This is a genomic window from Rhodococcus baikonurensis, assembly GCF_040489275.1.
Lineage (GTDB): Bacteria > Actinomycetota > Actinomycetes > Mycobacteriales > Mycobacteriaceae > Rhodococcus_F > Rhodococcus_F baikonurensis.
In genome coordinates this window covers 134,492-148,791 of the sequence record NZ_JBEUOQ010000004.1, presented here as the reverse complement: position 1 = coordinate 148,791, position 14,300 = coordinate 134,492, and the positions used below count along the sequence as shown (strand labels likewise).

The following is a 14,300-nucleotide window of genomic DNA, read 5'->3' as shown; positions in this document are numbered from 1 at the left end:
GCGAGTAGATTCCTGGTTCGTGAACCTGCTCGATTTCCTTTTCCTCGTCGTAGCGGGATTCTTCAGCGGTCTAGTCGGTTTTGTCACCGGTCTTGCGTCGATCGTCTCGTACCCGGCGCTGCTGAGCGTCGGGCTCTCGCCGGTCAGCGCGAACATGACCAATACCGTCGCGTTGGTGGCCGTCGGCGTCGGCGCATTGGCGAACTCGTCCCGTGAAGTTGCCGATACCGGTCCGAAACTTGTTCGCTGGTCTCTCTATTCGGCTGCCGGTGGCATCCTCGGTGCCCTGATTCTGTGGTTGGCACCGGAAGGTTCGTTCGAATCCGTTGTGCCGGCGATGGTCGTGTTCGCCTCGCTCGCGCTGCTACTGCAACCGAAGATTCGTGAGTTGTCCGGCGGCGGTGACCGTCCCGGAATCTACTCGGCAGCACTGTTTGCCGTCGCGGTCTACGGAGGCTATTTCGGTGCCGGTGCCGGCGTCATCTTCCTGGCCGCGACGCTCATCCTCACTTCCGAAACGGTGTGGCGTGCAACGATCCTGAAGAGCTTCTTTCTCGGCATCGCCAATCTTGTGGCTGCACTCATCTTCGCCTTCTCCGGACAGGTGCATTGGGTGGCCGCGTTGGCGATGGCACTCGGCGCTTTGGCCGGAGGGTGGTGTGGCCCGCCCGTCGTCAAGAAAATCCCGCCATCGGTACTGCGTGTGGCAGTAGCGACAGCGGGATTCGTGTTGGCTCTGTGGTTGTGGGTGAAGTGAGACCGTCTTACTTCACGCCCTGCATCAGCTTCTTGATCCACGGCGAGGCAAGAGCAAGGATCACTCCGATTCCGATCGACGAGAAACCGATGATCAGGAAGAACGGGCGACTGTCGTCGATGTCGAAGTAACCGGCCAAGGTTCCCGCCATCGAAGAACCCAACGCAACGGACAAGAAGAACAACGCCACCATCTGAGTGTGGAAATGCTCGGGCGCGAGTTTGGTTGCAAGGGAAAGGCCGACGGGGGACAGGAAGAGTTCCGCGAAGGTGAAGAGCAGAAGCACGCCGGCAAGGCCGAGGAGCGGTGCACTGTTCGGTCCGCCACCGGTGATCGGGATGAACGCCAGGAACGCCAGACCCATGGTGCCGGTACCGAGCGCGAACTTGATCGGCGACGACGGCTGACGGTCACCGAGTTTTGTCCACATCGCTGCAAACACGCCGGCAAAGATGATGATGAACACCGGGTTGATCGACTGCACCCACGTCGGGGGGAAGTCCCAACCGAAGAGATTGCGGTCCAGGAGTTTGTCGGAGATCACCGGCACGGTGGTGAACTGCTGCTGAAACAGCGACCAGAAGGCCGCGCTCGCAATGAACATCGGGATGAACGCAAAGACTCGACTGCGTTCGACCTTGGTCACCTTCTTGCTGGTGAGCATGAGGAGGAAGTAACCGACGGACGCGACGATCGTGAGTCCGACAACGACGTCGGACATGTTGTCGGCCGTGATCAAACCGGTGATCGAGGCGACCGCGACGACGACGATCGCGGCAATGCCGATCCCGATGTAGAGCGCGCGCTTGTCTGCGGGCAACGGGTTGCCGGGCTCGGCACCGATTCCGTGAAGATGCTTGCGGCCCAGCGTGTACTGGATCAGGCCGAGAGCCATGCCGACCGCGGCGAGAGCAAAACCGGCGTGGAATCCCCAGGCGTCCTGGACGGCTCCGGTGAGCAGTGGGCCGACAAGACCGCCGATGTTGATGCCCATGTAGAAGATGGAGAATCCGGCGTCGCGGCGAACATCCTGTTCGGAATAGAGATCTCCGACCAGAGAGGTCGCATTGGCCTTCAGGCCGCCGCTGCCGAAGGCGACCATGACCAGGCCGACGCCGACACCCCACAGGCCGGGAAGAACCGACAAGGCGATGTGGCCGGCCATCACCAGCGAAGCACTGTAGAAGAGCGTGCGCTCGGAGCCGAGAAGTCGGTCGGCCACCCACGCGCCGAGAATCGTCGACAGATAGACGGTGCCGCCGTACGCGCCGACGATGCTGGTCGCTGCCGCCTGACTGATGCCGAGGCCGCCGTCGCTGACGCTGTAGTACAGGTAGTAGATGAGGATGCCTTGCATCCCGTAGAAGGAGAATCTCTCCCACATCTCGACGCCGAACAGGTTCGCCAGCGCAAAGGGTTGGCCGAAGAACCCCCGGTCTTCTTTCTCGCTACGTTCGACGGGCTCCGTAGTGTTGCTCATCCGAAAAGTGTCCTACGTGCTCGGGTATTTCGGGTAGTTCCGAGCCGTGGAGTTTGGTTACGACTTGGTGCGGATTTTCGATACCAGCGGAGCGAGTGCGCGCCAACCGAGAAGGAACGCGCCGAGGACCAGCGTCGCGACGACGATGAAGCTGAACTGGGTGCCCTGGCCACTCAACACTCGCAGGATCATGCCGATGACGACGGCGCCGAGCCAAACGACAATGCCGGTGGGAAGAAGGAGAACGGCGTTGAACTTGTCGCGGTACAGCGCGAACGTGGCAGCCCATCCGATCACCAGGCCGGTCAGGAAGGGCCAGGATGTCTTCGCCAGACCGGCGAGCGCGTTGGCTTCTTCGTGGGTACGGCGCCCTATCGCGCAGAAGATTATGACAAGAATGGCGTCGATCAGCAGGAATGGTGCGTACTTCTTCACGCTCACACCATACGACTGTGCGCCTTTATTAACCGCGGGCGGTTAATAAAGGCGCACAGTGCTGTTATGCCTGGAGGCCGGCTTCGATCTCGAGGGTGATCGTGATCTTGTCGCCGACAACTGCTCCGCCGCCTTCGAGGGGCATCTCGATGGAGATGTCGAAGTCCTTGCGGTTGATGACGGTGGTGGCTTCGAATCCGGCGACGGGGCCCTGGCCCATGCCCGGGTTGACGCCGTTGAACTCGAGGTTCAGCTCGACCTCGCGGGTGACGCCGTGGAGCGTGAAGTCGCCGGCGAGGACGAAGTCGCTGCCCTTGGCGCGCACTGCGGTGGACTTGAAGGTGGCCTTCGGGAACTTCTCGACGTCGAAGAAGTCAGCGGACTTGATGTGGCCGTCGCGCTGCTCGTTCTTGGTGTTGATGGAGTCCACGGAGATCTCGGCCTCGACGGCGGGGGTTCCGTCTTCGGCAACGGTGATCGTTCCCGAGAACTCGTCGAACGTTCCACGAACCTTGGAAACCATGAGGTGGCGAACCGAGAATCCGACGGTGGAGTGGACGGTGTCGATGACCCAGGTTCCGGCGGTCAATGTGGGCAAGGTTGCGGTGGTCATGGAAGCTCCTGAATAAGTAGTTGAATGTTCAAGTTCTTGTAGCTTCAACTATGGACCCCGAGAAATCCTTCCGCAAGATCATGTGAGCTGCATCACATTCGGTGTGCTTGCGGCATAGACCGCGTGAAGCGCCGACGCTGTCACCGACTGATGCACCGCAATGCCCCAGCGTCCTTCGCCGTTCACCACGCACTCTGCGATGGTGACTGCCGAATTTGCACTGCCGGAAGATTCCGGGTTGCGGGGCAGTGAATGCTGGGTGAGCGAGACGACCTCGACCGCCGAGCCCTGTTCGGTCAGGATTTTGCCCAATGCCTCGACCGGTCCGGACGCGCTGGCTGCAGCGGTGACTTCGCGCCCGTCGCGTTCGATGGCGACGAACAACTGATCACCGTCGGCGGTGTGCTCCAGCGAGTACCGTCGCACTCCTCCGTTGTACCCGTACTCGCGCAGCAGCAGGTTCCACAGCTGGTCGGCTGTCATTTCGGTGCCCGAGTCGTCGGTCTCGAGCTGCACCCGTGAGGCGAAGTCGATCTGCAGGCGGCGGGGAAGTTCAACCCCGTATTCGGTCTGCAGCAGATATGCGATTCCGCCCTTGCCCGACTGGCTGTTCACGCGAATGACCGCCTGGTAGTCACGGCCGACGTCGGCGGGGTCGATCGGCAGATAGGGGACTGCCCACGGCGCCGATCCCGGATCGACGCCGGCAGCCTCCGCACTCTCGTAGTGATGGGCGAAGCCCTTCTTGATCGCATCCTGGTGGGTTCCGGAAAATGCCGTGTATACGAGATCGCCGCCGTACGGGTGGCGCTCGTGGACGGGAATTCGGTTGCAGTACTCCACCGTTCGACGGATCTTGTCGATGTCGGAGAAGTCGATCTCCGGATCGACGCCCTGTGCATGCAGATTCAGCCCCAGTGTGACCAGGTCGACGTTGCCCGTGCGCTCGCCGTTGCCGAACAAGCACCCCTCGACGCGTTGGGCACCGGCCAAGACTGCCAGTTCGGCGCACGCAACCCCGGTGCCGCGGTCGTTGTGCGGGTGGACCGAGAGGATCACCGAATCACGTCGAGCCAGATTCTGGTGCATGTATTCGATTTGATCGGCATAGATGTTGGGGGTCGCGATTTCGACTGTGGCAGGCAGGTTGTGGATGACCGGGCGATCGGGACTGGCGTCCCAGAGTTCGGTGAGACTGTTGCACACCTGCAGGATGTAATCGGGTTCAGTGAGGTTGAAGACCTCGGGCGAGAACTCGAATCGCCATCCGTCGTGGCCTTCGCCTCCTCGGGCCACGTCTTGCGCGGCGCGGAAAATCATGTCGTGCAGCTCTTCTCGCTCCTTGCCGAGAACGACGTTTCGCCACGTCGGCGCCGTCGCCGTGTACATGTGGACGACCGCGTTCGGCAGTCCTTCGATCGACTGGTATGTCCGCTCGATCAAATCCGTACGCGCGGCGGTGAATACGACGATGGTGACGTCTTCGGGAACGAGATCGAATCGCACCAGGTCTCGCACGAAATCGAAGTCGGTCTGGCTCGCGGAGGGGTAGCCGACCTCGATTTCCTTGTAGCCGATCGCCACCATCAGTTCGAACATCCGACGCTTGCGTTCGGGGTCCATCGGTTCCGCGAGGGCTTGGTTGCCGTCACGCAGATCGACGGGTACCCACAGCGGTGCCGCGGTGGTGCGATTGGACGGCCAGGTCCGTTCGAATGCCGGAATTTCGACGCGATCCCACGCGGCGCGATAGCGCTCGGACGGCATGGGTGACGGCTTCTGGTTGTTCCAGTGGTTGGCGCGGGTAGTTCTCATCTTCGGTTTCTCCTGCGGTCGAGTAGAGAGACCGGCATGGCGAAACCCCGCGGAGGGGTGCCGGTCTGTCAGGCCCCGCCGCGGCAGTCGAGAAGGAGTGCTCCTGTAGCCATGCGGGCTACACTAGAACGAAATCACTTATCAGACAACCTGAGGAGTTAACGTGTCACCGATCGTCGAGCGTCGGCTGCTCACCGACCAGGCCGCGGAGTTGCTGCGAGCGCGGATCGTGAGCGGTGAATGGGAAGTCGGCGCCAAACTTCCAGGTGAAACCACGCTGGCGGCGCAGCTGGGAATCGGGCGGTCCACCATCAGGGAAGCGGTGCGGACTCTCGCGGGCCTCGGCATGCTCGAATCGAGACAGGGCGCCGGTGTCTTCCTGCGGAGTACGACGCCTCCAGATCAGTGGCCGCGCGTGCTCGAAGCCGAGGCGATCCTTCACGTCGTCGAGGTGCGGAACGCGGTCGAGATCGAAGCGGCTCGGCTCGCTGCGCAGCGCCGCGACGCCGTGGACGTCGCGGCTCTGAGGCAGGCGCTCGACGGTAGAACTGCTGCCGCGCACTCTGGTGACGCGGCCTTCGTCGACGCCGACATCGCCGTCCACCGGGCAGTGGTGGATGCGGCCCACAATCCCGTGCTGTCGGAACTCTTCGAGACATTTGTGCCGCGTCTGCGGGCCGCGTTGATCGAGTTGATCGCGGTTCTCGACCTGCATCCCCACAGTCAGCCCGACGCGGATGAGCATCGAATGTTGGTGGACGCCATCGAAGCCGGTGACGCGGAGGCTGCGGTACGGATCAGCCGAGCACATCTCGACGACATGGCGGCCGCGTTGCGACGCTAAACGCCCGGCTGTTCTCGGCGTTCGAATTCGAGGTCCATCTCGAGGTCTTCGTGGTGCGTCGCGCGGAAAGTGACGAAGAAGACGATCCAACCGACGACGGCGACCATGATCAAGCTGACCACCCGATAAACAAGCCATGCCGCAATTGCCTGCGCTCCACTGGCCCCGGCGATCGTCAGCGCGGTGACCAGCGCGGTATCCACGTAGCCCAGCCCGCCGGGAACCAGCGGAATGCTTCCGACAGCTTTGGCGGCGGTAAAAGCAATCAGGAGCCCCGCGAAGGAGGGTTCCGCGCCAACAGCCCAGCATGCGAAACCCAGACAAGCGACATCGGCGACGCGATGGACGGCCGACCACCCGAATGCGATGACCGAGTCGGTGCGGCTGAGTTCGACCGAGTCCAACTGCTTCAGGATCTCGGACCAGCGGCGCATACCGTGGCCGATAGGATTTTTGCGAATTCGGTTGTACCGGGCCAGGACTCGGTGTCCGATTCGCTCGATACTGCCGGGGTTCTGGGCGATGTATCGAAGCCCCAGAAAAAGAAGCGCCATGCCGATGATCGAGATCGTGAGCGTGACGGGGCTGACCTTGGTACCGAATGCTATTGCGCCGGTGGCACCGAGGAGTGCCAGAGTGGCGGCGGCGATGACACCGCACACTGCCAACTGCCAGGACGCGACAACCGGTGTAGCGCCCCACTTTCGAGTCTGCTTGTACGTGAACGCGGTGGAGAAGACCTGACCCGCAGGCAACGTCAGCGCCATCGCCGTGCTGGCATAGATGACCGAGAGGTTCTTGAGGTGGCCGGCAACCACACCAGCGGCATTGAGTAGACGTTGTTGGACGGACGCGTAACCGCTGAGTGAAATGAGTTGGGCCGCGACGCAAGCGGCAACCCAACCCCAATGGATTTCCGTCAGGACCCGCCAGGCCTCACTGAGCCTGGGCCAGAGAATTGCACCTTCGACTATCAGAAGAGCGATCAGCGCCACCCCGAGCAGCCACTTCAGCCACCAGAAGCGCCCTCTGGCCCGACTGGTCTCGGCCACGGGCGGGCGTGGTCGTCTCAGTCGCCGTGGGGTGTTTCCAGGCTGAGCCATCGACTCACCCTAACCAATTTGATCCGGATCGACCTCTGGATACTTTTCGGGCCACGCCAGATGCGTCAGTCGTCGGCGTCCACGCAGTTGGACTTGCTCGCCGAGTTCCCACTCGGCCTGTTCCTCTTCGTCGGCGAAATACAGCGCGCTCGTCGACGCCAGCACCCGGCTGGGCCGAAGCTTCGCGAGCTCGGTGAGCCGCGACGCTTCATTGACCGGATCGCCGATCACGGTGTACTCGAAACGTTCGGCAGCACCGATGTTGCCGGCGACCGCGAGCCCCGCGCTCACGCCGATTCCGACGTCGAGGCCGGTGATGTCGTTGAGCTTGAACCGCAGCTCGCGAGCCGCCGCGAGAGCTGCCGTCGGAGCGTCGGGTCGATCGAGTGGTGCACCGAAAATTGCGAGTGCCGCATCACCCATGAACTTGTTGACAAAACCGTGGTGGCGATCGATGACGTCGACGACCACACGGAAGAACTCGTTGAGCAGCTCGACCACTTCACCCGGCGGGCGCTCGGCAGCGGCGCCCGTGGATCCGACCATGTCGACGAAGAGAACTGCCACGAATCGAGTTTCGCCGCCTAGTTCGGTACCGAACTTCAGCGCGCGCCGGGCCACGTCCTCGCCGACGTGCTGACCGAACAGCTCACGCAGCAGACGACGCTCGTCGGACTCTTTCATCATGCGGTTGAAGCCGACCTGGAGCCGGCCGATCTCACTGCCGTCGAACACCTCGACGCGTACGTCGGTGGCGCCGCGCTGCACTCGCTCGATGGCGCGTCGCAGTTGGCGGATCGGATCGGAGATCTGGGTAGCCGTCAGCATCGACAGTGCAAACGCCTGCACGATCGCCATGATCGAGATGAGCAGGATCGCCCACGCGAGCGAGTCGGGGGAGAACTCGAGATCGGTCGTGAGCTGCGTCGAGCACAGCAAGATGATGCCTGCGACGGGCATCAGCGTGCCGAGTCCCCAGGTCATCGCCAGCCGGGTTCCGACGCCCGGCGCCATGGTCCGATCGAATTCGCCCTCGCTCAACGCCTGGGCGGCGACCGGACGCAAGATGCGCTCCCCGAGCATGTAGGTGAACCCGAAGGTCGTGGTCGCGGCCATGCAGACCGTCACGATCACGGCGATCGCGAGTCCGGGCATCTCGGTGATGGTCAGGAACACGAAGATGATGCCGCCCAGAATCCACAGCACCAGGTGAACGATGGCCTGGCGAAGCGGCGCGTGAAGTGCCGCCATCTGTTCGGACCTCGTCGGTGGACCTCCGCGCAGCCGCCAGCGAATGACCGACTTCAACATCATGGCTGCCGCGGTGAGGCTGACGGCACCGGCGAAGGCCAGGTACACGCCGAAGATCGCGAAGTTGCGGACCCGGTCGGCGACTATCGCGTCGGACTCCTGGATCGGCACGCCGTACCGGACGAAGGCAAAAACCAGGACCGCGCCGATCAGGTTGGCTGCGAGCATGGAGAGCATATAGAGGGGCCACCGGCTGCGGATGGTCACCGCTATTGCTCTGTATGAGGCCCGCACAGGGTTCAATTTAGCTGGCAGAGGTCGAAGTGTTGGTACGCGCGTCCGATTATTCGTCCGCTCACCTGTGTCGGCCGGTCCGGTTAGGCTCGCGATGTGAACGCAAACAGGGGGCGTGCGGAGCGAGCTTCGAGGATGAACAAACCCATCTCCGCCGACGCTCGGGCGGTGCATCCCGGCGTGCGCATCGCGGCGGAATGGTCGTGGCGCCTCATTGTGATCTTCGCCGGACTGTTGGTTCTCGGATACGTGGTTCTACGTCTCGAAACCGTGCTCATCCCGGTGGGGCTGGCTCTGCTGGCATCGGCTCTGCTGATTCCGGTGGTCGATCGGCTACAGGTGTGGGGTGTTCCTCGCTCGGCAGCGGTGATCGTTGTTCTGCTTGCCTCGATCGGACTGGTCGCGGGCATCATGACGTTTGTCGTCGAGCAGTTCATCGACGGGTTGCCGCAGCTCACCGACCAGTTCACGGCCAGCGTCACACAGATTCAGAACTGGCTCACCAGCGGTCCGCTTCACTTCAGTGAGGATCAGATCCGCCAGGCGGGTGATTCGGTCGTCAAGTCGGTCCAATCCAATCGTGAGTCCCTGACCAGCGGCGCCTTGACCACGGCGACAGTCATCGGCGAGATCTTCACCGGGGCGTTGCTGACGCTGTTCACCCTTATCTTCTTTCTCTACGGCGGCGACCAGATCTGGCAGTTCGTCACCCGGATCGTTCCCACCGACGCTCGACGTCGCGTCCGGATCGCCGGTTCTGCAGGTTTCGGGTCGCTGATCGGCTACGTGCGCGCCACGGTGGCGGTCGCAGCCGCCGACGCGATCGGAATCGGTGCCGGCCTGGCGATCCTCGGGGTGCCGCTCGCCCTGCCGCTGGCGTCGTTGGTGTTCATCGGCGCGTTCATCCCGATCGTCGGTGCATTTCTGACCGGTTTTCTCGCAGTGCTTGTCGCTCTGGTCACGAAGGGTTTTCTGACCGCCCTGATCGTTCTCGGGATCATCATCGGCGTCATGCAGCTCGAAGCGCACGTGATGCAACCGCTGTTGTTGGGTCGCGCAGTTCGCCTGCATCCGCTGGCAGTCGTTCTCGCCATTACCACGGGCATCGTCCTCGCCGGAATCGTCGGCGGGCTCTTGGCTGTTCCGATCGTCGCGGTCCTCAACACGGCGATTCGTTCCCTCCTCGCCGACGACCCGGATGTCGCGTACGCGGAGCTTCACGTCGAGGACCCGGAGACTCCGCTGTTCCCCGCCGAACCCGACGAGCCTCGCGCCGAGCCTCGCGTCGTGAACCCCACGCCTCCCGATGACTGAGCCCACGCGCCGTCGCCGGCTGCACTACCAGCCGACCGTTCGCGAGGCGTCGGGCGTCGACACCGACCCTGATGCCCCGCTGTGGCGGGCGGCGCAGGCATTTCGCCTCGTCACGCTGGTGTACGCGATCAGTTACCAGTTCGCTTCGGCCTCCGACTACACCAACTCTCGGCTCAGCTGGTTCTTCGTCGCTCTGATGGCCGTGTGGTCCGGGGTGTCGGCACTGCTGCTCGGGACCTCCGGTGCCGTGTTCGGGAAGACGCTGCCGCGGTACCAGGTGGTGATCGCCGATCAGGTGATCGTCATCGTGCTGATGGCGTCGACGAGGCTGGTCTCCGACCACGAGTGGTATCAGAATCACCAGACGCTCCCCACCACGCTGTGGGCTACCAACGCCGTCATCTCCGCGGCAATTCTCGGCGGGCCGTGGCTCGGCATGGCGTCCGGAGTTGTCATTTCGGCGGCCAGCGCGATCATCCGCGATCAGGTCAACCTGGATCTCTGGCGCGATGCGACGGCTCCCGTTCTCGTATCGGTTGGTCTGGCGTTGGGCTTGGCCACCACCACTGCTCGGCGCTCGCATCGGCAACTCGAACAAGCCGTACGTCTGGCAGCGGCAACGGAAGAGCGTGAACGCTTGGCACGCGAAGTACACGACGGCGTCCTGCAGGTCCTGGCGATGGTGCGCCGGCGCGGAGCGGCACTCGGCGGCGAGGCAGCGGAACTGGCAGCTCTGGCAGGAGAGCAGGAGGTCGCGTTGAGAATGCTGATCTCCGAGCAGGTTTCGGGTGCCTCGGCAGACGTCGGCGGGCAGACAGTGGATTTGTGTCCGTTGTTGACCACACAGGCCAGCACGTCGGTGTCGGTGTCGACGCCCGCGCACCCGGTCGTGATCGAGCGCGATCGAGCCATCGAACTGGCTGCCATCGTCGACAACGCTCTGTCCAACGTCGGGCTCCACGCCGGGCCCGCGGCGAAGGCATACGTGTTGCTCGAAGATCTGCCGGGCGAGGTGATCGTCAGCGTCCGCGACGACGGCGTCGGAATTCCCGAAGGCCGCCTGGCGCAGGCCGAGGCCGAAGGCCGCATGGGAGTATCGAAGTCCATTCTCGGTCGAGTGCAGGCGCTCGGCGGGACGGCGGTCCTGCAAACCGGGCCGGGGGAGGGCACCGAATGGGAGATCAACGTTCCGAAGGGGAAGAGTGAGCGTGGCTGACGAACAGGGCGAGAATCCGGTGACGGTGATGGTCGTCGACGATCACCCGATGTGGCGCGACGGCGTCTCCCGGGACCTCGAGGCCGCAGGCTTCGCCGTGACCGCCACGGCGGAGGGTGTCGAGAGCGCACGCCGCCGAGCCGCCGCCGTGCAACCGGCCGTGGTTCTGATGGACATGAACCTGCCGGACGGAAACGGTGCCGACGCCACCATCGCAGTGCTCGAGGTTTCGCCGAAAAGCAAGGTCCTGGTGCTTTCGGCGTCCGCCGAGCGTGACGACGTCCTCGACGCGGTCAAAGCCGGAGCGTCGGGTTACCTGGTCAAGAGTGCTTCGGTGGCGGAACTGCTCGAGGCCGTGCGTGCGACTTTCGACGGACAAGCCGTCTTCACACCCGGCCTCGCCGGATTGGTGCTCGGTGAGTACCGCCGGATGTCGACGGCACCGGCCGACGATCGCGCACCAGAGCTGCCTCGGCTCACCGACCGTGAGACCGAAGTGCTCCGCCTTGTCGCCAAGGGGCTGAGCGCGAAACAGATCGCCACGAGGCTCTCGCTCAGCCACCGGACCGTCGAGAACCACGTGCAGGCAACGCTTCGGAAGCTTCAGTTGGCCAATCGCGTCGAGCTCACGCGATACGCAATAGAACAAGGTCTCGAATAACGTTTATCCTGGAAATCATGGAGGCCAGGAATCTACGCGTATCCGATGCCGAACGAGAGCACGTCGGCGAGCTGCTGCAGAAAGCCGTCGGTCAAGGAATGCTCTCGCTCGGTGAGTTCACCGAGCGCATGGACACTGCCTTGGCCGCAAAGACGCGAGGTGAGCTCAACTCGGTTCTCGCCGATCTGCCGGGCATCACGCTGATCTCCGACTACGACCCACCCGCGTATCCGAATGCGGGTCAGCCGATGTACCAAGGCCAGCCGTATCCGGCGCCGACGTACCAACCCCAGCCGCCGCCGGTTCACCCGAGCCCGCCTTACCGCGCTCTCGTCGGGGCTCCGGTTGTCGGTACTTACGGAGCCGCCAACGCTGCCGTGATCCGTGGACGAATGGCGACGGTGACACGGAACGGAGCATGGATCGTTCCGCCAGCCGTCGTGGTCGACACCAGAATGTCCAGTGTGACTATCGATTTCACGCGCGCGGTGATGCAGACGCAGGTCGTGAACATCTCGATCGACGACTACGCCAGTTCGATTTCACTGATCGTTCCCGAAGAGGCGACAGTGGACATGAACGGTGTCGAGGCAGTCGGAGGAAGCGCGTCGAACAAGGTTCGTTCCGGCCCGCAGATGGGCCCGCTGCACCTGGTGGTGCACGGCAAGGTGCGATTCGGCAGTGTCACAGCAAAGCATCCCTTCGGTACCACGATCCGAAAGATGTTCGGCTCCTGACCTTTCAGTGATAGGCGCGGGTCAACATCTCGGCGACGCACACAGGTTTGTCGCCGTGTTCTCGTTCGAATGTCTGCGTCACCGTGATCTGGACACCGCCATTGATCGGTTCGACTTTGCTCAACGTCGCACGCATGCGGACACGAGAGCCCACCGGTAGCGGGGCAGGCAACCTGACTTTGTCGAATCCGCAGTTGAGAGCAAACGCAAAACCTTCGAGCGAGAACATCGCATAGGAGAACTTGGGTCCCAGCGACAGCGTGTAGTTGCCGTGCGCGATCGTTCCGCCGAACGGTGACTCCTTCGCGCGATCCACGTCGACGTGAATCCACTGATCGTCGCCCGTGACGCGGGCGAACTCGTCGATGGACTCCTGCGTGACCTCGTGCCAGTCGCTGACGCCCAACTCTTGGTTCAGGTTGGCGCTGAGGTCTTCTGCTCCGGTGAGTACAAGCATGAATCTTCCTTTGATCGGTAGGTGCTGACAGAGGTCAGTGACTTTCGATGCCGAATCCCACACCGTGTGTCTGTGCGATCTCGGCGGTGGCAACGAGATCGAATTCGATCCCGAAGTCGGCTTCTACCCGCGCTGCAACCGTTTCCGCGGCGGAACCTGCTTCGGCCAGTAACTTCGGCATCAGTTCGAACAGGCCTTCCATCCCTCCAGGCGTGATGATTTCGAGAATCCGGGCTGGAACGTCGTCGGGATTCCACACGGCATGCCACTGGCCACGCGGTTTGAAGATCATGGCGCCGGCCTCCGCGTAGACGATCTCGTCTCCGACCATCGCTGCGACGCGGCCACTTTGAACCACCGTGTACTCGTCTTCCCGGCTGTGGCGATGGACCGGTGACGTCATCGAATGCGCGGCGATGCGGTGCTGCACAAGCGAGAATCCTCCCTCGGTTTGTTTGCTCCGGACCATCATCCGGACGCCGGTGGCCGCGAGGGTCCCGGCGAGGTCTTCGTCCGGTCCGAGGACGGTCGGCGTGGTGTGGTTTGTGGAATTCGGGGACATCGATTCGGTCCTTCGTCGTCGTGAGCGTCGTTGGCCGCGCTCCGGTTTGTCGATTCTCGAATCATGTACCAATCGGTCTAGTGATGCAAGATTTTGTTTATTTACGCACTTCAGGTGTTGTCTTTATGTGTACTGATCGGTATATTGTGCTTATGTCTACCAGGGATTTGTTGGTCGATGCCGCCGCTGACTTGTTGCAGCGGAAGGGCTACGCGGGAACGGGTGTGTCGGAAGTACTCTCGGCGAGCGCGACTACCAAGGGTTCCTTGTACTTTCACTTTCCCGGCGGCAAGGAAGAACTCGCAGGCGAGGCTCTGAGGCGACGCGGCGAGGCAATGGCCGCTTTCATCCGACATCTGCTGGAGAGCTCACCCGATGCGGCCACCGCGATCTCGGCCTTCGCCGCAGCACTGGCTGCTCGGTTGTCGGATTCGGACTACGAGCGCGGATGCGCATTGGCCACGGCAACACTCGACGCCGCAACCGAATCCGAGGTCATCCGTGGGGCTTGCGCGGACGGATACAACTCGTGGCTCGCACTGCTGGCCCAGCGGCTCGAAGCGGACGGCTGGTCCCCCGAAGACGCAGAGTCGGAGGCAATTCTCGCTCTGTCCGCACTCGAGGGCGCGCTTGTGCTCGCTCGCGCGCGTCAGGATCCCGCTCCGCTTCACACCTCGGGTCGGCTGCTCTCCGAACGATTGCGGAACGCAGCGCCTCGGCGATAGCGCGTCGGATACGAGAAGCCCCCACGCTGATCGAGT

General features: G+C 62.9%; 15 protein-coding genes. 7 read left to right on the top strand and 8 right to left on the bottom strand.

Going from position 1 to position 14,300, the window contains the following annotated elements; translation table 11 throughout:
- Positions 1–19 precede the first annotated feature (19 nt).
- Positions 20–757, top strand: coding sequence for a sulfite exporter TauE/SafE family protein (locus ABWI03_RS11535; RefSeq protein ID WP_298779412.1), 738 nt, complete (start codon positions 20–22; stop codon positions 755–757).
- Between the two features lie 7 nt (positions 758–764).
- On the opposite strand, the gene ABWI03_RS11530 is transcribed toward ABWI03_RS11535, so the two are convergent.
- The 4 genes from ABWI03_RS11530 to ABWI03_RS11515 form a co-directional block, all read right to left on the bottom strand.
- Positions 765–2,237: a peptide MFS transporter gene (locus ABWI03_RS11530; RefSeq protein ID WP_095971398.1), complete on the bottom strand. Its 1,473-nt coding sequence runs from the start codon at positions 2,235–2,237 to the stop codon at positions 765–767.
- Between the two features lie 57 nt (positions 2,238–2,294).
- On the bottom strand, positions 2,295–2,672 hold the full coding sequence (locus ABWI03_RS11525) for a DUF3054 domain-containing protein (protein WP_047889123.1): 378 nt from the start codon (positions 2,670–2,672) through the stop codon (positions 2,295–2,297).
- 64 nt (positions 2,673–2,736) lie between these two features.
- Positions 2,737–3,285 (bottom strand): YceI family protein, encoded by a 549-nt coding sequence (locus tag ABWI03_RS11520; RefSeq protein ID WP_124568758.1) that lies wholly within the window; start codon positions 3,283–3,285, stop codon positions 2,737–2,739.
- 78 nt (positions 3,286–3,363) lie between these two features.
- Positions 3,364–5,100: a 2-isopropylmalate synthase gene (locus ABWI03_RS11515; RefSeq protein WP_298779421.1), complete on the bottom strand. Its 1,737-nt coding sequence runs from the start codon at positions 5,098–5,100 to the stop codon at positions 3,364–3,366.
- Positions 5,101–5,263: 163 nt separating this feature from the next.
- On the opposite strand from ABWI03_RS11515, the gene ABWI03_RS11510 reads away from it, so the two are divergent.
- Positions 5,264–5,944, top strand: a complete 681-nt coding sequence (locus tag ABWI03_RS11510; protein WP_007734477.1) for a FadR/GntR family transcriptional regulator — start codon at positions 5,264–5,266, stop codon at positions 5,942–5,944.
- Here ABWI03_RS11510 and ABWI03_RS11505 read toward each other — a convergent pair.
- Complete coding sequence (locus ABWI03_RS11505) at positions 5,941–7,047, bottom strand: lysylphosphatidylglycerol synthase transmembrane domain-containing protein (RefSeq protein ID WP_298779430.1); 1,107 nt, start codon at positions 7,045–7,047, stop codon at positions 5,941–5,943. The genes ABWI03_RS11510 and ABWI03_RS11505 overlap by 4 nt on opposite strands.
- A 9-nt stretch (positions 7,048–7,056) precedes the next feature.
- Complete coding sequence (locus ABWI03_RS11500; RefSeq protein WP_003945952.1) at positions 7,057–8,535, bottom strand: adenylate/guanylate cyclase domain-containing protein; 1,479 nt, start codon at positions 8,533–8,535, stop codon at positions 7,057–7,059.
- 192 nt (positions 8,536–8,727) lie between these two features.
- On the opposite strand from ABWI03_RS11500, the gene ABWI03_RS11495 reads away from it, so the two are divergent.
- Genes ABWI03_RS11495 through ABWI03_RS11480 form a run of 4 tightly spaced genes read left to right on the top strand, consistent with a single transcriptional unit; the run spans position 8,728 to position 12,520 of the window.
- Positions 8,728–9,906 (top strand): AI-2E family transporter, encoded by a 1,179-nt coding sequence (locus ABWI03_RS11495; RefSeq protein WP_124569042.1) that lies wholly within the window; start codon positions 8,728–8,730, stop codon positions 9,904–9,906.
- Positions 9,899–11,122: a MacS family sensor histidine kinase gene (gene macS, locus ABWI03_RS11490; RefSeq protein ID WP_298779433.1), complete on the top strand. Its 1,224-nt coding sequence runs from the start codon at positions 9,899–9,901 to the stop codon at positions 11,120–11,122. The genes ABWI03_RS11495 and macS overlap by 8 nt, the downstream gene beginning before the upstream one ends.
- A 28-nt stretch (positions 11,123–11,150) precedes the next feature.
- Positions 11,151–11,783, top strand: coding sequence for a response regulator (locus ABWI03_RS11485; RefSeq protein ID WP_298779743.1), 633 nt, complete (start codon positions 11,151–11,153; stop codon positions 11,781–11,783).
- A gap of 17 nt (positions 11,784–11,800) precedes the next feature.
- Complete coding sequence (locus ABWI03_RS11480; RefSeq protein ID WP_298779436.1) at positions 11,801–12,520, top strand: DUF1707 SHOCT-like domain-containing protein; 720 nt, start codon at positions 11,801–11,803, stop codon at positions 12,518–12,520.
- A gap of 4 nt (positions 12,521–12,524) precedes the next feature.
- Here ABWI03_RS11480 and ABWI03_RS11475 read toward each other — a convergent pair whose 3' ends face one another.
- Both ABWI03_RS11475 and ABWI03_RS11470 read right to left on the bottom strand, forming a co-directional pair.
- Positions 12,525–12,977: a MaoC family dehydratase gene (locus ABWI03_RS11475; RefSeq protein WP_050655484.1), complete on the bottom strand. Its 453-nt coding sequence runs from the start codon at positions 12,975–12,977 to the stop codon at positions 12,525–12,527.
- A gap of 34 nt (positions 12,978–13,011) precedes the next feature.
- Positions 13,012–13,539, bottom strand: coding sequence for a cupin domain-containing protein (locus ABWI03_RS11470; RefSeq protein ID WP_298779439.1), 528 nt, complete (start codon positions 13,537–13,539; stop codon positions 13,012–13,014).
- 152 nt (positions 13,540–13,691) lie between these two features.
- Here ABWI03_RS11470 and ABWI03_RS11465 point away from each other — a divergent pair, with 152 nt between their 5' ends.
- Complete coding sequence (locus ABWI03_RS11465; RefSeq protein WP_050655486.1) at positions 13,692–14,264, top strand: TetR/AcrR family transcriptional regulator; 573 nt, start codon at positions 13,692–13,694, stop codon at positions 14,262–14,264.
- The last annotated feature ends 36 nt before the right edge of the window (positions 14,265–14,300 follow it).